Here is a 24,483-nt window from a genome sequence, read left to right as displayed (position 1 = left end):
AGTGTCAAGCATTAAAGTTCACATTAAATTAGGCGCAAACTAGCGCGGCTATCGTCCCGATCTGGTCGGACGACTGGTCCAGCCAATCCCCAAATCAGCCCTTCAAGCTCATCTGGCGGGAGATGTAGAAGGCCAGCTATTTCGTGCTTTGTCACTTTCTCGCTCCAGAGGTGAGCGAGAATTTTCCTCCAAACCGCTGATGTCTCGCGCTCGATGCCGTTGGGCTCGCCACTCCGATAGCCTCGGCGGCCTAGCTCAATGCAGGCAGACTTGTATTGCCACTCGCTAAGCAAATTTAACGTATGAAGCCTGTAGGCCATCGCCATCGCCGATACCCGCCAACGGGCCTTTGCGCGAATAATAAGATCGACAGTGATGAACCGTGGCATACGTGAACGCACATCGTTTTCCGGCATCAAAAATGCCGAAGCGAATTGGTTGGCCTCGCGCTCGGCCGTTCGCGACAGCTGAGAGCCGGCGTGCCTGTGCATCACCAAATGGCATAGCTCATGGGCAGCATCAAAAATGCTGTGTTCCGAAGTTTTGTAGTTATTCAAAAAAACAAATGGTCGTTCATCACGCCAGAACGAGAAGGCGTCCACCGAGCTAGTTGCTTCCGAAAGAGAGAACACCCTGACCCCTTGAACTTCCAAAAGACCAAGCATGTTGCCAATAGGCTTTTCTCCTAGGCTCCAATAGGCGCGCAGAGTGCGCGCGGCTGCTTCTGGGTCTGTTTCGTAGCTGAGATCCACCAGGTTGGCGTCAGGCAGACTAAACTGCCCCTCAAGCCAATCGCTCAATTGCAGACCAAGCCGGCCGGCGTTGATGGCGGCATCGCGTTCCTTTGAACTCATTTTCGAGAGGCTTCGAAAACTGACAGCCGTAGTATCGAGTTCGTCAGGGTCATCGAGATAGAAAAAGGTCGTCGGATAGGCGAGCGTTTCCGCGAATCTATCCACTGTAGCCTCGTCGGGCTCATTCTCACCATTCTCGACGCGGGACACCGTGATCGGCGACAAGCCGGCCGCCTCAGCGAGTCCCTTGCCGGTCATCCTCCGCCGTTTCCGGGCGAGGATGAGTCTCTTCGGATTGAATGCCATGACGCTTTACTTCTTACGGGCAACCTGCGGATCGAAATCATCGGCGGCGTCATCTTCGTCAAGCGACAACTTCGGCTCTTTGTCGAGGTCGCTACCGTCAGACAGATACAGGCGCTCCACAAAGTGCTGGAAAGTGCCGTTCTTGAGCAGCGGGCAACTGAGTTCCACCGCCCCGTTGGGAGCCACCATCAGATAGTAGACGGTCCAACCGGCCTCGGCGACAGCGGGGGCATAGTGCGGGAGCCCGCCGAACAGATCGTTGCCGACGCACAAACGCTCGGCGCCGGCTCCTTTGGTCGAACGCGGCTTAGGCGGGTGGTCGTCATTGCAAGCAATGTCCACATTGGCGAAGACGACTTTGATGCGCTTGGCCTCGTTCTTAATGGTCTCGACCCCGTTCGTGCGATCAAGCACCCAGACCTTGCCGACAAACTCATTCCTGAGCGCGAAAGTGCCGAAGTGATAGGACAGAGTGCCGGCCGCGTTCGCAGGGTGGTAAGGCGTGCTGTCGGCCGCCGCGCCGACAGCTGTAGCGCGGATGTTCAAGAGCTTGGCCTTCTCAAGCTGAAGCTCTTCAAGGCGGGGCAGAACTTGCCAGTCTTCCCGGAGGATACGGGTCGGGACCATTTGGGGCATTTCAGGCACAACGGTTCTCCGTGTTAACGAATCTTCCCATACCGTATGGGCGAAATTCTTAACACGCAAGCACTATTCGGCTTTTCCCCATCGTTTCGCCGCCGCCTTCTTCGCGATCTCTGAGCGCCGCTCCGGTGACATGTTGGCGGCGCGCTTCTTTCCGCCCTTCGAACCAAGCTCTTTGGCAGCAGCGTTCTTGCCGTCGTCCTGCACCTCGTCGGCTTCCTCGCCTGTGGCAATGCGCATGACGCGGACGGCGTTGCCGATCACATCAGCGGGGCGCTTCTGGCCTTTAGGTCCGGTTGGCATCGCTATCACCCCTGCATCCGGTCATGGCGTTTACACCATGAACGAACGCCAATAGAATTTGATCATCTGGCAGGTCGTTGAAGACCGGGAAGTCAGTCGGATTGCCGCCGGTCTGACCCGGCCTGTTGCACCGAACTACGTTGAGGTAGCGGCCGGTTCCGGCCCAATCCTTCTCGCCGGTCTTGCGCTGAACCCAAGCCCGCTTGTACCAGCCATTCGCCTGATGCCATTCAATGTAATGACTGCCGTTGCCGTCGATTTGGATTTCCATACCTATCAACCCCCCTTCATGCTTTCCGCTAAGCATATAGGCGGTTCGGCCTATGGGAGCAAACGCGTCGAGGCGATTTCGCCTACGCGTCAAATTTCAAACTGAGACACTACCCTACGTTTTGTTCTATTTTCGCGTGTCCCGGACCAACTTGACAGCCGGAGCGGGCAAGGGAAAGCTGGCGACAGGGCAGGGACGGCACGCCGTCGCCTGAAAGCCGGTCTGGAGCGGTTCATCGTTTCACGGAAACGCCGAGCCGCTCCATCTCTTTGTTTCGACGCAATTCCGGACGGAAAACCGCTTCACACTTTTCCCGGAATTGCTTGAAAGCGCGCAACAGTCGAAGGAGCACCGTCTTGGCTGTCACCATCACCTCCCTCGTCCTCTTCCTCATCGGTCTGGTCCTCGGCGGCGGCGGCATCTGGCTCGCCGTGCTGGGCGGCAGTTGGTACTACCTGATCGCCGGCCTGGTCTTCCTGGTCACCGCGTGGCTGCTTTTCAGGCGCAGGTCGACCTCGCTCTGGTTCTATTCGCTGTTTGTGCTTGCCACGCTGTGCTGGGCGGTCTGGGAGATCGGCTTCGACTGGTGGCAGCTCGGTCCGCGCGGCGGCGTCATCGTGCTGATCGCGCTGTGGCTGCTGACGCCATGGGCAAGGCGAGGCTTGCGGGGGCCGGACGGGCGCGCGCCGCTGATCCTGGCCGTGCTCGCCTCGCTTGCGGTCGCCTTCTATTCGATGACCGCCGATCCGAAGGATATCGGCGGCACGCTGGGCACCGAGAAAGTGGCGACGGCGGCCAATCTCGGCGGCGACATGCCGGCCGGCGAGTGGCACTTCTACGGCCGCACGCCGTTCGGCCAGCGCTATTCCCCGCTCGACCAGATCACGCCTGACAATGTCGCCAAGTTGCAGCCGGCATGGACCTATCGCACCGGCGACGTGAAAGGCCCCGACGATATCGGCGAGACGACCTACCAGGTGACACCACTCAAGATCGGTGACGCGCTCTTCATCTGCACGCCGCACAATTTCGCCATCGCCATCGACGCCGCGAGCGGCAAGGAGAAATGGCGCTACGACCCGAAGATCAAGCTCGACCCGGAGCGCCAGCACCAAACCTGCCGCGGCGTGTCCTATTACGCCGACGCCAAGATCGCCGCCGGCCAGCCTTGCGCCCTGCGCGTCTATCTGCCTACGTCCGACGCCAGGCTGATCGCGCTCGACGCCGCGAACGGGCAGCTGTGTCCGTCCTTCGCCGAGGGCGGCACGCTGAACCTGATGGCCAACATGCCCTATCCGAAGTCGGGCTATTACTACTCGACATCGGCGCCGCTGATCATCGGCGGCAAGATCATCATCGGCGGCGCGGTCAACGACAATTATTCGACCGAAGAGCCGTCGGGTGTCATCCGCGCCTATGACGCAGGCACGGGCGCGCTGTTGTGGAACTGGGATTCAGGCAATCCCGACCAGACGGCGCCGCTGCCGACGGGGCAGAACTACACCAACAACTCGCCCAACATGTGGTCGACCGCCAGCGCCGACGAGAAGCTCGGGCTGCTCTATCTGCCGCTCGGCAACCAGACGCCGGACCAGCTCGGCATGGGCCGCAGCGCCAATGTCGAGAAATTCTCGTCCTCGATCACCGCGCTCGACCTCAACACCGGCCAATTGCGCTGGGTGCGGCAGACCGTCCATCACGATCTGTGGGACATGGACGTGCCGGCGCAGCCGACGCTGGTCGACATCACCACGGCGAGCGGCGTGGTGCCGGCGTTGGTCGGGCCGACCAAGCAGGGCGATCTCTACGTGCTCGACCGGCGAACCGGCGAGCCGATCATCCCGGTGAAGGAAGTGCCCGCACCTGGCGGCGCGATCGAGGGCGATCATGCCGCGCCGACGCAGCCGGCCTCGGACCTGTCCTTCAATCCGAAGCCGCTGACCGGCGCCGACATGTGGGGCATCACCATGTTCGACCAGCTGGCGTGCCGGATCGAGCTGAAGAAACTGCGCTACGAGGGACGTTACACGCCGCCCTCGCTGCAGGGCTCGCTGATCTATCCCGGCAATTTCGGCGTCTTCAACTGGGGCGGCGTCGCGGTCGATCCGGTGCGGCAGGTGATGTTCGGCATGCCGACCTACCTCGCCTTCACCTCGAAGCTCATCCCGCGCGCGGACGTGCCGGCGCCGGGCGACAACACCAAGGGCAGCGAGCAGGGGCTGAACCGCAACGAGGGCGCGCCCTACGCGGTGGTGATGGGACCGTTCCTGTCGCCGCTCGGCGTTCCCTGCCAGGCGCCGCCCTGGGGCTATGTCGCCGGCGTCGACCTCAAGACCGGAAACATCGCCTACAAGCACCGCAACGGCACCGTCTATGACATGACGCCGCTGCCGCTGCCGCTCAAGGTCGGTGTTCCGGGCATTGGCGGGCCGATGATCACGGGAGGCGGTGTCGCCTTCCTGGGCGCCGCGGTCGACGATTATCTGCGCGCCTATGACCTCACCACCGGCAGGCAGCTATGGCGGGCGAGGCTGCCGGCGGGCGGACAGTCGACACCGATGAGCTATACGGTGGCCGACGGCCGCCAGTTCGTCGTCATCGTCGCCGGCGGCCACGGCTCGGTCGGCACCAAGCCGGGCGACTATGTGATGGCCTACACGCTGCCCAAGTAGATGCGCCAGGACTGACCTGTAATCCCGGCGCGCTATCGCCTACGCAACGGCCTGGCGGATCGGTTGCGGGACTTCGGCGAGCTCGGCTTCGCCGCGATGGCCCAGCGCGAGGATCTCGCCGAAAGGCGCCGGGCGGCCGAGCAGAAAACCTTGCGCCTCGTTGCAGCCTTCGGCACGCAGGATCGACAATTGGCTGTGCGTCTCGACGCCTTCGGCCAGCACCGGGATGTCGAGGCTCTGGCCGAGCGCCAGCACGGCGCGGATGATGGCCTTGGCCTGCGGGCTGGTTTCAACCTCGGACATGAAGGAGCGATCGAGCTTGATCTTATCGAACGGGAAGGCGCGAAGCGTCTCCAGCGACGAATAGCCGGTGCCGAAATCGTCGATGGCGATGGTGACGCCCAGCGCCTTGATCCTCCGCAGGATGTTCAAGGTGCGGATCTTGTCGGCGATGATGGTGGTTTCGGTGATCTCGAGCTCCAGCCGGTTCGGCCGCAGCCCGGTATCGAGCAGGATTTCGTGGACGAGCTTCGGCAGGTCGGCATGGGCGAACTGGACCGGAGAGAGATTGACCGCGACCTTGTATGGATGATCCCATGAGGCGGCCTTGGCGCAAGCTGTGCGCAACACCCACTCGCCGAGTGGCAGAATGAGGCCGTTTTCCTCGGCCAGCGGAATGAACTCGGCCGGCGAAATATTGCCCCTGGTTGGATGCTTCCAGCGCAACAGCGCCTCGTAGCCGCGAATGTCGCCGGTCGAGACCGAAGTCTGAACCTGATAGTGCAGGTCGAGCTGACCGTTCTCGACGGCGTCGCGCAGATCGTTGGCCAGTGTGCGGTTGGCGCGGACGGCTTCGTCCATGGCCTGCTCATAGAAGCAGACGTTCTGGGTTATGTTCGCCTTGGCGCGATACATGGCGAGGTCTGCATTGTTGACCAGCGTTTCGCGATCGTGCGCGTCGCTAGGGTAAATGGCGACGCCGAGGCTGGCGCCGGTGGCGGTTTCGACATCGCCGAACCTGACCGGCGCGAAGAGTGCCGCTTCGAGGCGCGAAATGAAATCGACAAGGTCCGACTGGCTCTTCATGCGTTTGACGCCGGCGAACTCATCGCCGCCGAGGCGGGCAACGAACTCGCCCTCCTGCAGCAGCGCGCTCATGCGTTCGGCCAGGTTCTTCAACGTCTGGTCGCCGGCGCCGTGTCCCCAGATATCATTGATCTCCTTGAACCGGTCGAGATCGATGCCGACGATCGCCACCTTGCCGCCGAGTTCGCGGGCGCGGTCGATCTCGCGGTCGAGATGATCGTTGAAGTTCACCCGGTTGGGCAGGCCAGTCAGCGTGTCGTTCATCGCCAGGTGATGCAGGCGTTGAAAGGCTTCCGAGCGCGTCCGGTCATCAATCAGATAGCTGGCAAGGCCGGTGCCGATAATGATCAGCCCGGCGACGGCGACTCCGAGCGCCATGGCGTGCAGCGCCAGGGAATCGGTGCTGGCGCCGCGCGTTGCCAGCGGTGTCACCTGGACTGCCGCCATCGCGGTGAAATGCAGGCTGACGATGGCCAGCACCAGAACGGCCGCGCCCCAATAGTTGCGGCCGGACAGCCGTTCGTTCAGTGCGACGCTGACGGCAAGGCAGGCAAACACCACGGAAAGCAGGACAGAGGCGGCGATATAGGTCGTGTTCCATTCAACGATGCCGTCGACATGATAGGCGGCCATGCCTGTGTAGTGCATGCCAGAGATCGCGAGGCCGACGATGACGCCTCCGACGATCGGGGCAACGCGCGGCGCGTGGGTCGTCGCCGCGATGAAGCCGGCGGCGGTGCCGGTGATGGCGATAAACAGCGAGGCGATCGTCAGCACCGGATCGAAGGCAATCGGGGCGCCGGGATCGTAAGCCAGCATGGCGATGAAATGCGTGCACCAGATCGACGATCCCGCACAGACCGAGGTCAGGAAATGCCAACCGACCTGCTGCAAGCCCTTGGCTTCGTGGGCACGCAGGAAAAGCCGGATGGTCGCCCAGGAGCCCGCGCCGCAGACCAGCGCCGCGACCAGGACGAGCCACAAATTGTGGTCGACAGTCACGCAGGAGATGACGCGCATCATGGCCGGATAGCCCTTTTCGATCGGAGGTGCCGGACCTTCCGCCTTGTCAAGTCATCGCCCGGTGTCCATTGGCGGACATCTGTTCGTTGCGGCGAGGGGCATGACACAGGCGTTGGCAGCCGCCCCCAATGCGGATACCGATAATTCCGTCCGCAACCTGATGCGCAACTTCTAATAGGTGGTTAATTGCATGAAGGCGCGCCAGGGGTGTTCAGGGGATGGTTTCCAAAATGTGTATGATAATGTAGTGATGGTGCATAATATCGATATTTCTTCACAAAAAGCGGAAATCAGCCCCACTGCCGGATGACTGATCCGCTCAAGATCGTCCGGAACGCTTCAAAGCCCGAGATGGCCTCTCAGGCTCGGCACCTGGTCCAGCACCTGGTTGGTCAGATCCGGTCCAGCGGCGGCTTCCGCCTGCTGGATCAGCGTCGTGCCGGCCTTCTGGATCTGCGCCATGTCGAGGCCGGAAGCCTTGAGGGCGGCGATTCCGTTGATCAGCGCACCGGCCTTTTCGCCGAGCACGCCGCCAAGCGCGCCCTGCAGCGACGATAATAGGCCGCCACCCGAACCGGCTGCCGCGCCGGCGGCCATCACGTCATATTTCTGCGCCAGCGCGTCGGCGCCGGGGATCTGGGCGAAGAAAGACGAAACGCTGGTGCCTTCGGCCTCGTGATCGAGCACGGAAAAGATGGTGCCGACGACCTTCTCGGTGGTGGGCTCATCAAGTCCTGCCTTTTGCGAGACGGTGTTGACGATGTCCTGGACATTCATGGCATTCCCCTTTTCGTCGTTTGGATCAAAGCTGCACTCGCAGCTTTGCTTCCTAATGTGACAGCACCATCAAGCCTTTCGGAAATGACCAATATGTGATGGGCGATCCGCGGTTCTCCGGATCGTCATCACGCGTGACTGGTCCGTGCAAATCTCGACCCTATCTTGCGGATCGACCTGCCAATCGTCCCAATCGCCGTCGAGGAGAGCCATGACCAAACCCGTTGCCAAGCCCGTCATCACGCAGCCTGCCATCACTCAGCCTGTCATCACTCAGGCGATGATCGATGCCTATGACGAATATACGCATCTGACGCTCGACCGGCGCCGCTTCGTGGAGCAACTGACGAAACTGGCGGGCTCAGGCGCCGCGGCGGCCGCGATCGCGCCGATGCTGGCGGCGAATTCCGCCCAGGCGGCGATCGTCGCCGAGGACGACAGCCGGGTGAAGGGCGAGAACATCACCTATCGCGGCAGCAGCGGCGAGATGAAGGGCTATCTGGTCAAGCCGGCCGGTCAGTCCGGCAAGCTCGGCGCCGTCGTCGTCATCCACGAAAACAGGGGCCTCAACCCGCATATCCGCGATGTCGCCCGGCGCGTGGCGCTGGAGGGGTTCGTCGCCTTGGCGCCGGACTTCCTGTCGCCGCTCGGCGGCACGCCGTCCGACGAGGATAAGGCGCGCGACATGTTCACCAAGCTCGACGCCACCCAGGTCGCGGCCGATGGCGTGGCGACAGTCGCTTACCTCAAGAGCCTCAAGGAGGGCAACGGCAAGGTCGGCGCGGTCGGCTTCTGCTGGGGCGGCGGGGCGGTGAACCAGCTTGCCGTCCATGCGCCCGACCTCGCCGCCGGCGTCGCCTATTATGGCATGCAGCCCAAGGCCGAGGATGCCGCGAAGATCAAGGCGGCGCTGCTTTTGCACTATGCCGGCCTCGACAGCAGGACCAATGCCGGCATCGATGCCTACAAGAAAGCGCTCGATACGGCGCATGTCGAATACACGGTCTATGTCTATGACGGCGCCAACCACGCCTTCAACAACGACACCTCGGCCGCCCGCTATGACAAGAAGGCCGCCGATCTCGCATGGGGGAGGACGATCGCTTTCCTGAAGGAGAAGCTGGCATAGTCGAGCAGTTTAGGTGTTGGCCGCGGGCTTGTGGAAGGCGACGCCGGCGATCACCAGCGCGATCCCCAGGCAATCGGTGAAGCCCGGCATCTGACGCAGCACGATGACGCCGATGAGCGTTGCCGTGAGCGGCAGGAGCGACAGCATCAGCGCGAAGCTCGCGCGCGGCAGCCTCGCCATGGCGAGTTGGTCGCAGATGTAGGGGATGACCGAGGAGCAGACGCCGACGCCGATCGCGGCGATCAACAGCTGCGGCGTGGAGAAGGCCGGCACTGCCTCGCTGAAGCCGATGGGCAAAACGATGAGGAACGCGATCGCCATGGCGGTGCCGAGGCCGGCAATGCCGACGCCGGCCTGGGCGACGCGGTGGCCGATGACGATATAGCCGACGAACAGGGCGCCATTCAAAAACGCCCAGAACAGGCCGACCGGGTCGCTCGACCATTTCACGTCGATGAGCAGCAGCGTGCCGAGAACGGCAACGGCCAGCGCCGCGACGTTGCGCCGGCTGCGCAGGCCAACGAGCGCCACTGCGATCGTGCCGACGAATTCGATCGCCGCCACCAGCGAGATCGGCAGGCGGTCGAGCGCCAGATAGAACGAGCAGTTCATCACCGCCAGGCAGACGCCGAAGGCCAGCAGCAGCAGTCGCCGACCGCGATCGGCGCGGGCGAAAACGCGCCAGGGTTTGGTCAAGGGGGCGAAGATGAGGGCGGCGGTGGCGATGCGCAGCCAAGCCATGCCGAGCACGCCGACCTGATCGAAAAGCAGCACCGCGAAGGCCGGTCCCAGATAATGGAACACCGCGCTGACGCAGAACCAGACATGCGGCGGCAACGCGGTGGCCAATCCGGAAAGGGCAGGGCGCGGGGCCTCGCCGGCAGCTTCGTTTGCAGTTGGAGTTTGCGTTTGAGCTTTCATGCGAGCATTATCGCAGGCGAAACTCGCAAATTACATATATGATGAACGGCCTACTCGCCATTTCGCTTTCTTATAGAAGAGGTTGAGCTTGAAAAACCTTCGAAATGAAAATTCAGATCTGGACGCCGTGGATTTAAAGATCCTGCGACTGCTGGAAAAGGATGCGCGCATCAGCACGGCCGAGCTGGCGCGCGCGGTCGGGCTGTCGGCGCCGAGCGTGGCGGAGCGCATCCGCAAGCTGCAGGAGAACGGCGTGATCGAGGCCTATACGGTCAGAATCAACCCGGCGGCGCTCGGGCTGAAACTGTCGGCATGGCTTAGAATCAGGCCGGTGCCGGGACAGCTTTCGGTGGTGGCGGAAATCATTCGCGAACTGCCGGAAATCGCGCAATGCGACCGGGTGACCGGCGAGGACTGCTTCATCGCGCTCGCCCATGTCGGCTCGGTGACCGAACTCGAGCGCGTGATCGACCGGATCATTCCCTATGCGATGACCAACACCGGCATCATCCAGTCATCGCCGATCGAGCCGCGTTCCCCCCCTCAGCGGTTTCAAGCAGAAGTGATGGGGCAGCGATAGCGGATCAAGCGGGGCCGCGCCTCATGCGCGCCTGCTGCAGGATCGCACGCCAGCGGATCATGTCGAAGGGGATCGGTTCGTTGTTGTTGGCGATGTGGAAGATCTCATTGTTGACGTTCTTCAGCGATCGCCAGAAATCATAGTCGGTGATGCGCGAGTCGGCCGCCAGCCGCTCCACCTCGACCTTGATGTCGGTTTTCATGCACTGTCCTCGCACCGCATTCCGCCCGCCGCCCGCGCGCAAACCCGGTAACGGCGGTTTTCGAACGCGCCACTGAGTCGTTCAATGGGACTCAAGTGGCTTGTTCACGTTAAAACCTTGGTAAGGTTAACGCGGGCGACGGGGGGCTTTCAAGCGCTCTTGCGCTTGATGCCGATCGAACGGCCGGCGCGCTCCGGCATCGGCAGCGACGCATGGGCGGCGCGCATGGCTTCAATCCTGGCAAGCACATCGGCGGGGAAGGGAGCGACCTTGGGTCCTTCCATGTCGACATGCAGCGACAGCGTTTCGGATGTGGCGGCGAGCCAGCCGTCGACATGGCGGATTTCCTGATAGGTTCTCAACCGCTTGTCGTCATGGTCGATGAGCTGGAGCGAGACCTTGACCGTGTCGTGAAGATGCAGCTCACGCACGTAGCAGACATGAACTTCCGCGGTGTAGATGCTGAGACGGCGCTCCCTGGCATAGCTCGAACCAACACCCATCACTTCGAACGCTTCGTCGGAGCCGTGGTCGAACAGCACGTTGTAATAGGCCATGTTGAGATGGCCGTTATAGTCGATCCAGTCCTTCTCGATCGCCAACGGGGCGGAAATGATCGGTGCGGGGATCGTCATTTGGTTTTCCTTGATCGTCGCTGGATAGGGCGTGGCTGGTGAGGTTCTCGTAATTCCCGACGGAAAACCGTTTCACACTTTTCCTGGAATTGCTTTAGGCATCATCCATAGCTGCTTAACAAGGGCGACCGCTGGCCCATTCGCGGAGGAATTCATGGCTTTGAGCGACCTCAACCCCGTCGAACGCAACGAGGAAGGCATCGCCGCGGTGCTCGGCATCCTCAAGCAGCGCTTTGGCGAACGGTTTCAGACCGGCGAATCGATCCGCAGCCAGCACGCGCATACCACCACCTATATCCCGACCCAGGCGCCGGACGGCGTCGCCTTCGTCGAGACGGCGGCGGAAGTGCAGGAGATCGTGCGTGCCTGCGCCGTCCACCGCGTGCCGGTCATCGCCTTCGGCGTCGGCTCCTCGCTCGAAGGCCATACCAATGCGCCGGGTGGCGGCATTTCCATCGATACCTCGCGCATGAACCGCATCCTTTCGGTCAATCCGCAGGACCTGGACTGCACCATTGAGCCCGGGGTGACGCGCGAGGACCTCAACCGGCACCTGCGCGACACCGGCCTGTTCTTTCCGATCGATCCGGGCGCCAATGCCTCGCTCGGCGGTATGGCGGCGACGCGTGCCTCAGGCACGAACGCCGTGCGTTACGGCACCATGCGCGAGAACGTGCTGTCGCTGACCGCCGTCATGGCCGACGGCGAGGCGGTGACGACGGGCAAACGGGCGAAGAAAAGCTCGGCCGGCTATGACCTGACGCGGCTTTTGGTCGGCTCCGAAGGTACGCTCGGCATCATCACCTCGCTGACGCTCAGGCTGCAGGGCATTCCGCAGGCGATCTCCGGCGGCGTCTGCCCGTTTCCCAGCCTGGAGGCGGCCTGCAACACGGTGATCGCGACCATCCAGATGGGCATACCGGTGGCGCGCATCGAACTGGTCAATGCGCTGCAGATGCGGGCGATGAAGAATTATTCCAAGCTCGACTATCCGGAAAGCCCGTGCCTGTTCGTCGAGTTCCACGGCAGCGACGCCGGCGTGGCCGAGCAGGCCGAAACTTTTGGCATGATCGCCGAGGAGCAGGGTGGCGGGCCGTTCCTGTGGACCAGCGTCGCCGAGGAGCGCACCAAGCTCTGGAAGGCGCGTCATGACGCCTACTGGTCGTCGCTGACACTGCGCCCCGGCGCCAAGGGGCTGTCGACCGACGTCTGCGTGCCGATCTCGCGGCTTGCCGAATGCGTCACCGAAACCGAGGCCGACATTGCCGAGATGGGGCTGGTGGCACCGATCGTCGGCCATGCCGGCGACGGCAATTTCCATGTGCTGGTGCTGATGGATGTCGACAACCCGCAAGAGATCGCGCTTGCCGAGAAATTCGTCGCCAGGCTCAACATGCGCGCCATCGCCATGGAAGGCACCTGCACCGGCGAGCACGGCATCGGCCAGGGCAAGGTCGGTTTCCTGCGCCACGAACTCGGTCATGGCGTCGATGTCATGCGCACGATCAAGCAGGCGCTCGATCCGCACAACATCTTGAACCCGGGCAAGATCTTGCCGGGGCCCGGTCGTTAGGTCATGCCCGCCACCGAAAGCCTGGCGCCGGTCGACCTGCCGCTATCGTCGGCAGGCGCCCCGTTGCCACATGTCTTCGCGGATGAACGGCGGCTGTTGATCGCCTATCTTGTCAACGTCCCGGACCCGACATTCGACGGCACGAATCCCCGCGCGGTTTCGCCCGCGACCGATGACCAGTCCGTCGCGATCCTGACGGCGGAGCCATATCTCTCTGTTCAATTCGGCCCGCCTAACGACGAAGCCATCGCCGGGCATCGGCTCTACGGATTGGGCCTACGATCCTATTCCGCATTCGAAGTTCGAAATTCTTCGTGGATAGCGTCCTTCGAGAAAGCAAACCGGGTTCATCCGTCCCACTTTCCCGGGCTGTTTTCAGGCTATCGGCATTTTATCCTGACGTTTCACGATTCGACGGTCGAATTCATCGCCAGGGATTTCTCGGTAAGCGTGCGCCAAGGCGCAGTCTTCGCCGCATTGATTCAAGCGATAGGACATTAGGATACGGCGGCCGGGGACATGACCGTTCGGGCAGGGATGGTCGGGAAAGAGATATCGCGGCCGCGAGCAATCGCGCAACAGCGGACATTGCCCTGGACTGCTGGCCGTTGCTAATGGAATTGCCTCTTTATCGACACGCGGATGCGGGTAGAGTGCGGCTGACTTTCAACCCGGGAAACAGATGCTCGCCCGCCTGTTCGTGATCTTCGGTGGCCTGTTCGTGCTGGTGCTGTGCGCAGCGCTGGTGGTGCCGTATTTCATCGACTGGACGGGATACCGGGCCGACTTCGAGCGCGAGGCGAGCGCTATCCTCGGCCGCAAGGTGACGGTGAAGGGCGATGCGACGGCGCGGCTGTTGCCGTTTCCGTCGGTGACTTTCTCGAATGTCGAGGTGGCGGGCGGCCCGGCAGGCCAGCCGGCAATGGCGGTCGAGACATTCTCCATGGATGCGGAGCTTGCGCCTTTCCTGCGCGGCGAGGTGCTGATCTTCGACATGCGGCTGGTGCATCCCAAGGCGATCATCGATGTCGCAGGGGACGGCACGGTCGACTGGGCGATCCGGCCCTCGACGCGGCTCGATCCCGGGCAGATCGCGATCGAGAAGCTGACCATAACGGAGGGGCAGATCGAGCTGCGCCACGCCGCCGGCGGGCGCAGCCACCTGATCTCCGAGATCAACTCGACGATTTCCGCCAAAGCGCTCATCGGCCCCTGGCGGATGGACGGGACGCTGCGCTTCGACGGCATGCGCACAGACGTGTCGGCTTCGACCGGCAAGGTGGAACCCGACGGCCAAATACGGCTCAGGCTGAAGGCGGATCCCGATGCCTATCCGCTGATCATCGAGACCGACGGCAATGCCAGCATCGTCAAGGGCGCCGCGGTCTATTCCGGCCAGTTGAAGATTTCCGGTGACGACAGAAATTCGACCGAGCTGCGCGGCAGCGATGGCGAGCCGGTCAAGATCAGCACCGGCAAGCCCGATCCGGGTTTCCGACTGAACGGCAAGTTCGCGCTCGATCACCAGAAGCTCAATGTCGACGAGTTCCGCTTCGAGACCGGGCCGCTCGACAGTCCTTATACCGCCGATGGCAAGGCCTCGGTCGATCTCGGCCTGAAGCCGCATTTCTCGGTCGAAGCCAGCGGCGCGCAGGTCCAGTTCGACGAGGCTGTCGGCGGGGCCGCCGGAGCCGGCTTTACGCTCGACCAACGCATCGCGGCATTCGAGCAGACGCTGCAGCACATGCCGAAGCCAACCATACCGGGCACGCTCGAGGTCCGGCTGCCGGCGGTGGTGGCGGGCGATACGACGGTGCGCGACGTACGGCTGTCGGCCGAGCCGGTCGATGGCGGCTGGTCGGTCAAGTCGCTTGCCGCGACGCTGCCGGGCCGCACGACGCTCGAAGCCGACGGCATGCTGAGCGTCGAGGACCATTTCGGCTTCACCGGCTCGTTGTTGTTGGCCGTCGGACAGCCTTCCGGCTTTGCCGCCTGGTTGTCGAAGGATGTCGACGAGGCCATCCGCCGGCTGCCCGCGGCAGGCTTCAAGGCCAAGGTCGATCTCAACGAGAACCGGCAGTCGTTCAGCGATCTCGAACTCATCCTCGGCAAGGCGAAATTTTCGGGCAGTATCGATTCCAGCCAGCCCGACGGCGCCAAGCCATCGGTGCTGATGCGGCTGACGGGTGGCGAAATGGACCTGGACGGGCTGGCGGCCTTCGCCTCGATCTTCATCAGCGACAAGGGTGCCAACCGCTTTTCCGATCGCGATCTCGATTTCCAGATCAAGGCGGGGCCGGTCAGCGCCGGCGGGCTCAGCGCCGACAGCGTCGATACGGCGCTGCGGCTGCGCGAGGGCCTGCTCGAGATCGATCGGCTTTCGATCGGCGGTCTCGCCGGCGCCTCGATCAGCGCAACGGGCCGGGTCAAGGATTTTCCGCAGAGCCCGACAGGCAAGCTCAACGCCTCCGTGGTGGCGGTGGACCTCAAGCCGCTGATCGATGTCGCGGCCCAGCATTATCCCGACAATGCAGTGCTCAAGGGCCTGGCCGGCCGGGCGGCGGCCTATCCCGAACTGTTCCAGGATGCGCGCATCGATCTGTTGACCAGCGCCGCCGACAACGGCGACGGCAGCACCGGGCTCGCGCTCTCAGCCCAGGGCAAAGCCGGCGGTTCGGCCTTCTCGGCTTCGCTTTCCGGCAAAGGAACCGTGGACAAACTGCTCGATGCGCCGGTATCGATCACCTTCAACGCCCGCAACGACAACGCCACCACGCTGCTCGCGCTTTACGGCCTGCCGGCGCTGCCGCTCGGCATGCTCGGCCATGCCAGCACCGACATCTCGGCGAAAGGCTCGGCTGCCGGCGGTCTCGCGACCAGCTTCAACCTGACGGCCGACGACTTCAAGGCGAGTTTCGACGGAACCGTGGCCGAGACGGCGCAAGGCGCCACCGCGAAAGGCAAGGTCAATCTTGACGCCGCCGATATCGAGCCGTGGCTGATGACGACCGGTGTCGGCCTGCCCGGCATGGGGACCGGGACCTCGACGTTGCTGGCGGCCGATGCCGATTTCGGCAACGGGCTTCTGGTGCTGAGTGGTCTCGTCGGTTCGATCAACAAGGCAGCGGTGTCCGGCGACGTCAACATCGATGCCAAGGATGGCCTGCCGCACCTTGCGGGGGCGCTGGCGCTCGACGAACTCGACCTCGATCCGCTGGCTGTCTCGCTGTTCGGCGACCAGTCCTTCGCTGCCGCCAAGGGCGGATGGCCGACGACGCCGTTCAGTCAGAAGTCTACCCTGCCGTTCAACGCCGACCTCGATCTCAACACATCGGCGCTCGCCGTCGGGCCATTCGCCACGGCGCATGACGCGGCCTTCTCGCTGAAGCTCGATCGCGAAGGCATTCATGTCTCAGACCTCAAGGCGAAGCTTTACGGCGGCGATTTGACCGGGCTGTTCGACCTGAAGAACACGGAGGGCACCGGCCTGTTCTCCGGCCAGATGAGGCTCGCCGGCAGCGATCTTTCCGCTGTCCTGCCCGATGCCGGCATCGGCGGCAGCGGCGACCTATCAGCGGTGCTGTCGACCAGCGGCAAATCGGTCGATGCCATGATTGCCGCCCTGTCCGGGTCCGGTACCGCGGCGCTGAAGCGTTTGAAAGTGGACGGCATCAATCCGGACGGCTTTGCCGCCATCGTCGCCAAGGCCGACGCGATCGGACGCGATATCGATACGGCCAGGACGGCGGACTTCGCGCCGCAGATCGCCGGGGAGGGCAGCTTCGTCGCCGGCGATACGGATATGGCCTTCTCCGTCGCCAACGGCACGCTGCGGGCGCCGCCGATCAGCCTCGACAATCCGGGGGCGACGTTGTCCGCCGACGTGACCGCCGATCTCAACACAAGCACCGTCACGGCAAAGGGGGCGCTGACCTACCGTCCCGGCGACGAGGCGCTGGTCGGCTCCGAACCGGCCGTCAATTTCAGCCTGGCCGGCCCGCTCGGGGCGACCGCGCCCCAGTTCGACAGCGGTCCGCTGGCGCAGTTCCTGACGCAACGCGCTCTGGAGAAAGAACAGCAGCGGGTCGAGGCGATGCAGGCGGCGCTCCTGGAAAAGCAGCGGCTGCGGCGCGAAGCGCGCTACTATGCGTCGCTTCAGACCGAGCGCGACAACGCAGCCGAAGAATTGCGCCGGCAAGAGGAAGAGGCACGGCAGAAGGCCGAGGCCGAAGCCAAGGCGAAAGCCGAAGCGGAGGCGCAGGCAAAGGCTGAAGCCGACGCGAAGGCCAAGGCGGACGAAGAGGCGAGAGCCAAAGCGGAAGCCGACGCCAAGGCTCAGGCCGAGGCGGACGCCAAGATCAAGGCCGATGCACAGGCGAAGGCCGAGGCAGAGCAGCGGGCCGCGGACGAAGCGACCAAGGCGCAGGCCGAGGCCGGTCGCAAGAAGGCCGAGCAGACGAAGCTGGAGGCCGAGCGCAAGGCTGCCGAGCAAGCGCCAAAGGTCGACCGGTCGCTCCCCGGGGTCAATGACGGCTCGGCTTCAGCGCCGGCGAAGCCGAAAGCCAATCCGTTCACGATCGACAATCTTTTGAAATCGCTCGACGGCGGTTGAGTGTCATCCGTCAAGCGAAACGCCGCCGCGACGCTCAGGACTCTCCCCGGCGCGGGAGCAAACGCTGCAGCATAGGCTCGATACGCGAAAGCTCGTCGAGATGCGCGGCCGACAAGTCGGCCAGGTGGTCGTCGGCCAAAGGGGTGAGCTGCAGCAAGACACGGCGGTGATCGCTCTTGTCCTGGTCGCGAATGACCAGGCCTGCCTCGGCAAGGCGGTTCACCAGTTCCACCGCGCTGTGGTGGCGGATGCGCAGGCGCTCGGCGAGATCGCCCACCGCCACCGGTCCGCCACCGGGAAATCCCTTGATCGCCAGCAGCGCCTGGTGCTGGCGCGGCGTGAGGCCCGCCTCATTCGCCTGGATCTGGCTGAATTCGAGAAAACGGCGGATCAGATAACGAAACTGGGATAGCCGCTGGTAGTCGGCCTGGCTGATGGCGGGGCGTGGTTTCGATGGCGTCATTGCCCGACTTATGGCTCTTTCCCGTCAAAGCTCAAACTCTTTTCAAAAGTCGGGGCCCGACGCGATCCTTGTCCAAAATGACGCGGATCGATGATCGAAAACGGCCTTGAAGCATTATATCGTATTACGATATGAACCGCCGAAGACAGGGCGGCCTTTACGCCGCCAGAAAGTTCAGGCTCTCACATGAAATCCGCTCACGCCGGCAACGGCCATCTTCGCGACTTCACGACCGATCCGCGCGTGCTGCTCATCGCAGCCATCGCCGTGGTGGTGGCGACGGCCGGGCTCTTTGCCGGCATCGTGCTCTTGAAGCTCATCCGGCTTGCCACCAACATCGCCTATTTCGGCCAGTTCTCGCTGACCGAACTGAGGCTCGAGGACACGCCGCTTGGGCTTGCCGCCGTGATCGTGCCGGTGATCGGCGCGCTGATCATCGGACTGATGGCGCGCTTCGGCAGCGAGAAGATCCGCGGCCACGGCATTCCCGAAGCCATCGAGGCGATCCTGCTCGGACGCTCGCGGCTCGACGCCAAGGTCGCGGTGCTGAAGCCGCTGTCGTCGGCGATCTCGATCGGCTCGGGCGGACCGTTCGGCGCCGAGGGCCCGATCATCATGACCGGCGGGGCCATCGGCTCGCTGATCGCGCAGATGCTGCCGGTCAGCGACAATGAGCGCAAGACGCTGCTGGTGGCGGGCGCGGCGGCCGGCATGACGACCGTGTTCGGCACGCCGATCGCCGCCATCATGCTCGCCGTCGAGCTGCTCCTGTTCGAATGGACGCCGCGCAGCTTCATTCCGGTCGCCGTCGCCGCGATCGTTGCGGAAGTCGAACGCACCTTGCTGCACCTGCCGGGTCCGATCTTTCCGTTCTCGGGCAGCATGGACGCATCGGTCACCGGGTTGGGCGGCTGGGTGCTGATCGGCATTGCCTCGGGACTTCTTTCTGGCCTGCTGACGCAATTGGTCTATGCCTGCGAGGATGCCTTCCTGAAGCTGCCGATACACTGGATGTGGTGGCCGATGATCGGCGGCCTGGTGGTCGGCATCGGCGGCCTGATCGAGCCGCACGCGCTTGGCGTCGGCTACGACAACATCGCCAACATGCTCGACGGCCGCACGGTGGCGACCGCCGCGCTGCTGCTTCTGGTGGTGAAGGCCGTCATCTGGTCCGTTGCGTTGGGCTCCGGGACCTCTGGAGGCGTGCTGGCGCCGCTGCTCATCATGGGCGGAGCGATGGGAGCGGTGCTGTCGGGCATCCTGCCCGAAGCGAGCCCCGGCTTCTGGCCGCTGCTGGCGATGGCCGCGACCATGGGCGGCACCATGCGCGCGCCGCTCACCGCGACCTTCTTCGCCACCGAGCTAACCGGCAACACGCATGTTCTGGTGCCGCTGATCGCGGCCTGCGCCACCGCTCATGCGGTCACCGTGCTGTTGATGAAGCGCTCTATCCTGACCGAGAAGGTGGCGCGGCGTGGGCACCATCTCGTTCGCGAATATCGCGTCGATCCTTTCGCCTTGACCAGGGTCAATGAAGTGATGACGACCAAGGTCGAGAGCGTGCCGGCGACGATGACGCTGCACGGCGCGGCAGCTTTCCTGACCGCTCCGGATACGCGGCATCCGAGTTTTCCGGTGATCAACGAGGCGGGACATGTGCTCGGCGTCATCGATCCGCCAGCGATCCTGCGCTGGCGGCGGGCCGGCATGCACCGTAAGGCGACGCTCGGCGAATTGCTCGCCGGCAGCAAGGTCACGCTGGCACATCCGGACGAATATCTGGAAGGGCTTTCGGACAAGCTCTTGCTTGCCAATGTCTCTCATCTGCCGGTCGTCTCGCGCGAGGATGCGCGGCTTGTCGGCTATGTCGGATGGAAGGATTTGATGCGCGTGCGCTCGAAGAAGCTGGCGGAGGAGCGCGACCGTTCGGCGCTGCTCAGTTTCGGCGCCAGGCGCAAGGCTGAGCAAAGCGTCAGCGATTCGGCTTAGATATCATCCTCGGTATTTCGCGCCTCCGCGTTTTGCCCAGGCCAGCACGTAGAGCCTCAGCGCGGACGACAAGTTGGCGTCCCGGGTGCGCGTCTCATCGATCTCGGCGACCAAAGCAGCGAGCGACAGCGAGCGCTCCGCGGCGATGGCGATAAGATCGTCATAGAAGGGCTGTTCCAGGGAAAAGCTGGTGCGGTGACCGCGGATCGTTACCGAACGTTTTTCGACCGCAGCCATTGCAGGACTCAGCGCTCGCCGGGGTCGTCGGGCTTTTCGCGGCGGTGGCCGGCCACGAATTTTTCGGCCTTTTCGGATGTCAGCCGGTCACGCTCGCGTTCCGTCTTCGAGCGGCCATGCAGCGCCCGGTTCTCGCCTGCCTGGCGTTCTTTCTCGATGCGCGCTTTCTGCTTGCGGGCCTGGCGGAGACTGACGACCTCGCCCATAGCGCCGGGCTACTTCTTGCGGAAGGCGTCGAGCGAAACCACGTCGGCGCCCTTGCCGTCGGTCTCGGCGACCGCCGGCTTCTTCTCGACCTCGGCAGCCTTCTTCTTCGTTTCGGCCTTCTTCTCGGGGACGACGGCGATCGGTTCGGCAGCCGGAGCGGCGGCCTCGTCTTCAACACTCTCCGTCTTGACGTCGAATTCGAGCTCGAAATTGACCGACGGGTCATAGAAGCCGCGCACGGCGGAGAAGGGGATTTCGAGTTTTTCCGGGACGTCGGAGAAGGAGAGCCCGACCTCGAAGCCGGCATCCGTCACCTTCAGGTCCCAGTACTGGAACTGGATGACGATGGTCATCTGCTCCGGATAGCGCTCGCGCAGCCTGGACGAAATGCGCACGCCCGGCGCCCCGGTCAGGAAGGTGATGAAGAAATGATGATTGCCCGGAAGGCCGGTGCGCGCGACCTCGGCCAGGACCTTGCGCATGACGCCGCGCAGAGCCTCCTGGGCCAGAATGTCGTAGCGGATGTGGTCGTCGGCCATCTGATGGTCGGATTCCGTTGAATCGTCCGTATAGCTGTAATCAAGCTTGGGCGCGGCGTAAACCGCATATAGGCGCAAAGCCGTGAGGCCAAGAGGGGTGTCGGCGATTTGATCGTTCAGGCGTGAACGAGCACTGCCTGTTTGCCGGCTGGCAATTTCTTCTTGGCGAAGGCGCTGAGAAAGGTCCGCACGCCGTTTGTGGCGGAGCGCAGCACCTCTTCCTCGGTCGGTGCACCGCCCAGCATAAAGGTGATCTGAAGCTCGGCATTGACGAGGGCGAGGAACTGGCGCGCCGCGACGTCGGGATCACCGATCGACAGGTGGCCGGCGAAGGCAAGCCGGGCGAAGCGAGCGGCAAGCGCCGACCAGGTGCGGCCCGGGCCTTGTTCGCGCCATTCGGCAAACAGCTCCGGATAACGCTCGCCTTCGGCCTGGATCAGCTTGCGCAGGAAACGGCCATCGCGGTTGCAGATGCAATTGCGGTTCATGCGCACGGCAAAGGCGATCAGATCGGCTTCGAGATATGCGGGCTGGTCGGGGAAGCTGGCGATGGTGGCGAAGATGCCGGCATTGCAGCGCTCCGTCAGGTCGCGCACGACGGCTACGAAGAGCTTTTCCTTGTCGCCATGATGGTTGTAGACGGTCTGCCGTGAAACGCCGGCCTCGGCCGCGATCAGGTCGATATTGGCGCCGGCATAACCTTCGCGGCAGAAAACCGAAGCGGCCGCATCGACCACCGACACACGCTTGGCCTCATGGCTGCGTGGCGGGAAAGTGTCAGGAGAAACGGCCAGCTTCATAAAAACCTATATAGCGGTGATTGACGAATTGGACAAGCCTGTCTAAATTTGTGGACACAACGATGGGAAATCCGCGCTGGCGAGACGAATAAATTCGCTCTCAGGCGTAGGATTTCCGCAGGATGGAACGTCCTGGGTTCAGACGCCGATATTTCGCGGCGGCAACCAGATCCGAAAAGAGCCTTATCATGAGTCCCAAATTCCTCCGCATCGCGGTCGTGCTCGGCTTGTTGTCCGCAATCGGCCCGTTCGCAATCGATATGTATCTTCCCGCGCTGCCTTCGATCGGCGAGGACCTGCATGCCGGCACCGCCGCCGTGCAGATGAGCCTGCTGATCTTCTTCCTGTCGATGGGCTTCGGCCAGATCGTCGTCGGTCCGATCTCCGACATGGTCGGGCGCAAGGTGCCGCTTTACGCGGGCTTGGCGCTGTTCATGGTCGGCGGCGTCGGCTCGGCGATGGCACCGACCATCGAGTGGCTGATCGCCTTCCGCTTCCTGCAAGGGCTCGGCGCCAGCGCCGGCATGGCGGTGCCGCGGGCGATCGTGCGCGACCTGCACACCGGCAACGAGGCCGCCAAGTTGATGTCGCTCCTGATGCTGGTGTTCTCGGTGTCGCCGATCCTGGCGCCGCTCACCGGCAGCCAGATCATCGAGAGCTTCGGCTGGCGCGCCGTGTTCTGGACGGTGACAGGTGCGGCGGCCTTAGCCACCATCCTGCTTGCCACCTCACTCAAGGAAACCCGCTCGGCGGAGGAACGCGCCAACTCGTCCTTCGGAACGGCGCTGGCCGGCTACCGCTACCTGATGGGCGACCGCAACTTCCTCGGCCTGACGGCGATCGCAGGCTTCGGCATTGCGAGCTTCTTCGTCTATCTGTCGAGCTCGTCCTTCATCCTGATCGACCATTACGGCCTGTCGCCGTCGGTCTACAGCGTGTTCTTCTCGATCAATGCGGTCGCCTTCATCGGCATGTCGCAGCTGACCGGGCTGCTGGCCGATCGTTTTGGGCTGAAGCGCATCGTCTGGGTGGCGGTCACCGGCTATGCCACGGTGATGGTGGCGCTGTTCGCGATCATGGCCTCCGGCGTCGACCGGCTCGACGTGATGGCTGCCCTGCTGTTCGTCGGCTACGGCTTCCTTGGCCTCGTCATCCCGACCACCTCGGTGCTGGCGATGGAAGAGCATGGCGAGATCGCCGGCACGGCCTCGGCGCTGATGGGTACGCTACATTTCGCCATCGGCGCGCTCGCCATGGGCGTCGCCGGCATCTTCTTCGACGGCACGCCGCTGCCGATGGTCGCCGGCATCACGCTCTGCGCGGTGATCTCCTTCACGCTGGCCAAGCTGACACTCGGCCGCGCGCGAGAGGCGGTCGAAGCGCCGGCGGAATAGGGATACTCAAGACAACGAAAAGGCCGGGTTTGCCCGGCCTTTTTCATGTCCGTCGCAAGCCTGCTTGATCGAGGATCAAGCCTGCTTGATCGAGGACGAAGCGCACCCGTTCCTCGACCGGCACAAGCGGCAACGGGACCAGTTCATAGCCGAGTTCGGCATAGACGCCGGTCACCGAGCGGAATGTGCGCTTTCATCCTGGGCAAAGATCTCCGGCCATGGCGGCGCGACAAAGACACTGCGCGCGTAGCCGCGTAGGCACGTCGGACGAGCCTGGGCCGTTCGGTTGGTCTGGAAAGAAGTCAAGAGGGGGAGAAGTGGAGGTTTCTGTTGCCAGGTACCTCCGAACCCCGCCTAGAAGTGCGAACCCCTAGGGCTTGATTTGAAGCGTTCGCGCCGCATTAAGCAGCGAGACGAGCTTCCGCATAGTTGTCGTTGGCAACTATAAGTTTAGCCCGATAACGGTGGTACAATGCCGGGCAAAAGTACGATCTTTACACCTTCGTCGATCCTATTTCGCCCCCAGCAAAAGCCGCTCCGTCAGCCAGAGCGGTTTTTGGTGGAGGCGCCGGGTACCGCCCCCGGGTCCGAACGGCTTATTTCATCGCCTGTTTATCGCCATAGTCGGTCAAGCCGACGCAACAGATATAGGGACCGATAACGGAAAAAGAAAGGCCAAACCGGCGCTTATCCGGCTATGCCAAACTGCACAGCCAAGGGTTGACTTGCGCGCCTACTCAATCAAATCTCGCTCGCGGTGAGGAGTCTCTGACCTAGCGCACAGGTTGCGCGGCGCGCCACAAGCCTCATCGACCGGATCCGTGGCGCCGACGAGGGGAAGTTTGATGGCCGACTATCTTGCGGATGTGAAGAAATATGATGCCGGCGCCAGCGCCGACGTGGTCGATAAAATCGTCAAGCATCTGGGCATTGCGCTCAGGAACCGCGATTCCTCGCTGGTGTCCTGCACGGACCCGAAGGAGCTCGACCGGGTGCGGGAGAACTGGATCGGCAAGAAGCTCGGCATCGCGGATGCCGCAAAGGCCAATGCGTCGATCGAGAAGACCTGCAAGGCGATGCACGCCGACAACAGCAAAAACCGTGTGACCTTCTACTACCTGGTCGCGAAGGACCTCGGCAAACTCGGCTCGCTCTAAGGCCTTTTGATAATTCTACTCTGGCGACCGACTAGCGCGGCTCTCTGCGCTTCCGGTGCTCATATGTGGACGGCCCCCTGCTTGCAAGGCTTTGGCTGGAGATGATTTGATCGGATCGCTTGCGCTCATATGTCCGGCCTTTTGCGCGCGGATATGTGAGCGCTGGCCTAG

Annotated in this window: 24 protein-coding genes and 1 other RNA gene; 9 read left to right on the top strand and 16 right to left on the bottom strand. The window is 63.1% G+C overall.

Going from position 1 to position 24,483, the window contains the following annotated elements; translation table 11 throughout:
* Positions 1–23: 23 nt before the first annotated feature.
* From RFM68_RS02525 to RFM68_RS02510, 4 genes are all read right to left on the bottom strand, one after another.
* Positions 24–1,100, bottom strand: coding sequence for a helix-turn-helix domain-containing protein (locus RFM68_RS02525; protein WP_320231078.1), 1,077 nt, complete (start codon positions 1,098–1,100; stop codon positions 24–26).
* A 6-nt stretch (positions 1,101–1,106) separates the two neighbouring features.
* Positions 1,107–1,736, bottom strand: a complete 630-nt coding sequence (locus RFM68_RS02520; RefSeq protein WP_320231457.1) for a hypothetical protein — start codon at positions 1,734–1,736, stop codon at positions 1,107–1,109.
* Positions 1,737–1,808: 72 nt separating this feature from the next.
* The gene (locus tag RFM68_RS02515) at positions 1,809–2,006 is read right to left on the bottom strand and encodes an RNA-binding protein (RefSeq protein WP_320231077.1); all 198 of its coding nucleotides are present in this window, start codon (positions 2,004–2,006) and stop codon (positions 1,809–1,811) included.
* Positions 2,007–2,028: 22 nt separating this feature from the next.
* Complete coding sequence (locus RFM68_RS02510; RefSeq protein ID WP_320231076.1) at positions 2,029–2,316, bottom strand: hypothetical protein; 288 nt, start codon at positions 2,314–2,316, stop codon at positions 2,029–2,031.
* 356 nt (positions 2,317–2,672) lie between these two features.
* On the opposite strand from RFM68_RS02510, the gene RFM68_RS02505 reads away from it, so the two are divergent.
* Positions 2,673–4,988, top strand: a complete 2,316-nt coding sequence (locus RFM68_RS02505) for a glucose/quinate/shikimate family membrane-bound PQQ-dependent dehydrogenase (protein ID WP_320231075.1) — start codon at positions 2,673–2,675, stop codon at positions 4,986–4,988.
* Between the two features lie 39 nt (positions 4,989–5,027).
* Here RFM68_RS02505 and RFM68_RS02500 read toward each other — a convergent pair whose 3' ends face one another.
* Together RFM68_RS02500 and RFM68_RS02495 are read right to left on the bottom strand one after the other, a co-directional pair.
* On the bottom strand, positions 5,028–7,097 hold the full coding sequence (locus RFM68_RS02500) for a putative bifunctional diguanylate cyclase/phosphodiesterase (RefSeq protein WP_430694812.1): 2,070 nt from the start codon (positions 7,095–7,097) through the stop codon (positions 5,028–5,030).
* A gap of 339 nt (positions 7,098–7,436) precedes the next feature.
* Entirely contained in the window at positions 7,437–7,874 is a 438-nt protein-coding gene (locus RFM68_RS02495) for a hypothetical protein (RefSeq protein WP_320231074.1), read from the bottom strand.
* Positions 7,875–8,085: 211 nt separating this feature from the next.
* Between RFM68_RS02495 and RFM68_RS02490 the strand changes: the two genes are divergently transcribed.
* On the top strand, positions 8,086–9,003 hold the full coding sequence (locus RFM68_RS02490; RefSeq protein WP_320231073.1) for a dienelactone hydrolase family protein: 918 nt from the start codon (positions 8,086–8,088) through the stop codon (positions 9,001–9,003).
* Between the two features lie 9 nt (positions 9,004–9,012).
* Here RFM68_RS02490 and RFM68_RS02485 read toward each other — a convergent pair whose 3' ends face one another.
* The gene (locus tag RFM68_RS02485) at positions 9,013–9,924 is read right to left on the bottom strand and encodes an EamA family transporter (protein ID WP_320231072.1); all 912 of its coding nucleotides are present in this window, start codon (positions 9,922–9,924) and stop codon (positions 9,013–9,015) included.
* Between the two features lie 88 nt (positions 9,925–10,012).
* Between RFM68_RS02485 and RFM68_RS02480 the strand changes: the two genes are divergently transcribed.
* Entirely contained in the window at positions 10,013–10,504 is a 492-nt protein-coding gene (locus RFM68_RS02480; RefSeq protein WP_320231455.1) for an Lrp/AsnC family transcriptional regulator, read from the top strand.
* Positions 10,505–10,508: 4 nt separating this feature from the next.
* Here the strand turns inward: RFM68_RS02480 and RFM68_RS02475 are convergent, their stop codons facing one another.
* A complete protein-coding gene (locus tag RFM68_RS02475; protein WP_320231071.1) occupies positions 10,509–10,706 on the bottom strand; it encodes a hypothetical protein in 198 nt (65 codons plus the stop codon).
* A 149-nt stretch (positions 10,707–10,855) separates the two neighbouring features.
* Positions 10,856–11,341, bottom strand: a complete 486-nt coding sequence (locus RFM68_RS02470) for a thioesterase family protein (protein WP_320231070.1) — start codon at positions 11,339–11,341, stop codon at positions 10,856–10,858.
* Positions 11,342–11,495: 154 nt separating this feature from the next.
* Between RFM68_RS02470 and RFM68_RS02465 the strand changes: the two genes are divergently transcribed.
* The 3 genes from RFM68_RS02465 to RFM68_RS02455 all read left to right on the top strand — a co-directional run bounded on the left by RFM68_RS02465 (position 11,496) and on the right by RFM68_RS02455 (position 17,526).
* On the top strand, positions 11,496–12,914 hold the full coding sequence (locus tag RFM68_RS02465; protein ID WP_320231069.1) for an FAD-binding oxidoreductase: 1,419 nt from the start codon (positions 11,496–11,498) through the stop codon (positions 12,912–12,914).
* A 3-nt stretch (positions 12,915–12,917) separates the two neighbouring features.
* Positions 12,918–13,415 (top strand): hypothetical protein, encoded by a 498-nt coding sequence (locus RFM68_RS02460; RefSeq protein WP_320231068.1) that lies wholly within the window; start codon positions 12,918–12,920, stop codon positions 13,413–13,415.
* Between the two features lie 181 nt (positions 13,416–13,596).
* On the top strand, positions 13,597–17,526 hold the full coding sequence (locus RFM68_RS02455) for an AsmA family protein (RefSeq protein WP_320231067.1): 3,930 nt from the start codon (positions 13,597–13,599) through the stop codon (positions 17,524–17,526).
* 34 nt (positions 17,527–17,560) lie between these two features.
* On the opposite strand, the gene RFM68_RS02450 is transcribed toward RFM68_RS02455, so the two are convergent.
* Positions 17,561–17,989: a MarR family winged helix-turn-helix transcriptional regulator gene (locus RFM68_RS02450; RefSeq protein ID WP_320231066.1), complete on the bottom strand. Its 429-nt coding sequence runs from the start codon at positions 17,987–17,989 to the stop codon at positions 17,561–17,563.
* A 186-nt stretch (positions 17,990–18,175) separates the two neighbouring features.
* On the opposite strand from RFM68_RS02450, the gene RFM68_RS02445 reads away from it, so the two are divergent.
* A complete protein-coding gene (locus RFM68_RS02445; protein WP_320231065.1) occupies positions 18,176–19,978 on the top strand; it encodes a chloride channel protein in 1,803 nt (600 codons plus the stop codon).
* 3 nt (positions 19,979–19,981) lie between these two features.
* Here RFM68_RS02445 and RFM68_RS02440 read toward each other — a convergent pair whose 3' ends face one another.
* The 4 genes from RFM68_RS02440 to RFM68_RS02425 form a co-directional block, all read right to left on the bottom strand.
* Entirely contained in the window at positions 19,982–20,215 is a 234-nt protein-coding gene (locus RFM68_RS02440; RefSeq protein WP_320231064.1) for a ribbon-helix-helix domain-containing protein, read from the bottom strand.
* A gap of 8 nt (positions 20,216–20,223) precedes the next feature.
* A complete protein-coding gene (locus RFM68_RS02435; RefSeq protein WP_320231063.1) occupies positions 20,224–20,421 on the bottom strand; it encodes a DUF4169 family protein in 198 nt (65 codons plus the stop codon).
* Between the two features lie 9 nt (positions 20,422–20,430).
* Positions 20,431–20,961, bottom strand: a complete 531-nt coding sequence (locus RFM68_RS02430; protein ID WP_320231062.1) for an SspB family protein — start codon at positions 20,959–20,961, stop codon at positions 20,431–20,433.
* A gap of 116 nt (positions 20,962–21,077) precedes the next feature.
* A complete protein-coding gene (locus RFM68_RS02425) occupies positions 21,078–21,761 on the bottom strand; it encodes a TetR/AcrR family transcriptional regulator (protein WP_320231061.1) in 684 nt (227 codons plus the stop codon).
* Between the two features lie 188 nt (positions 21,762–21,949).
* Between RFM68_RS02425 and RFM68_RS02420 the strand changes: the two genes are divergently transcribed.
* Positions 21,950–23,155 carry a multidrug effflux MFS transporter gene (locus RFM68_RS02420; RefSeq protein WP_320231060.1) on the top strand — a complete coding sequence of 402 codons (1,206 nt, stop codon included), beginning with the start codon at positions 21,950–21,952 and terminating at the stop codon, positions 23,153–23,155.
* Between the two features lie 43 nt (positions 23,156–23,198).
* Here RFM68_RS02420 and RFM68_RS02415 read toward each other — a convergent pair whose 3' ends face one another.
* Both RFM68_RS02415 and ssrA read right to left on the bottom strand, forming a co-directional pair.
* Complete coding sequence (locus tag RFM68_RS02415; RefSeq protein ID WP_320231059.1) at positions 23,199–23,330, bottom strand: hypothetical protein; 132 nt, start codon at positions 23,328–23,330, stop codon at positions 23,199–23,201.
* A gap of 141 nt (positions 23,331–23,471) precedes the next feature.
* Positions 23,472–23,832: a transfer-messenger RNA gene (gene ssrA / locus RFM68_RS02410) on the bottom strand.
* Positions 23,833–24,000: 168 nt separating this feature from the next.
* On the opposite strand from ssrA, the gene RFM68_RS02405 reads away from it, so the two are divergent.
* Positions 24,001–24,312 carry a DUF2853 family protein gene (locus tag RFM68_RS02405; RefSeq protein ID WP_320231058.1) on the top strand — a complete coding sequence of 104 codons (312 nt, stop codon included), beginning with the start codon at positions 24,001–24,003 and terminating at the stop codon, positions 24,310–24,312.
* Positions 24,313–24,483 lie beyond the last annotated feature (171 nt).

It is taken from the genome of Mesorhizobium montanum (assembly GCF_033977145.1).
Classification (GTDB): domain Bacteria; phylum Pseudomonadota; class Alphaproteobacteria; order Rhizobiales; family Rhizobiaceae; genus Mesorhizobium; species Mesorhizobium montanum.
This window is presented reverse-complemented; position numbering and strand designations above follow the sequence as displayed.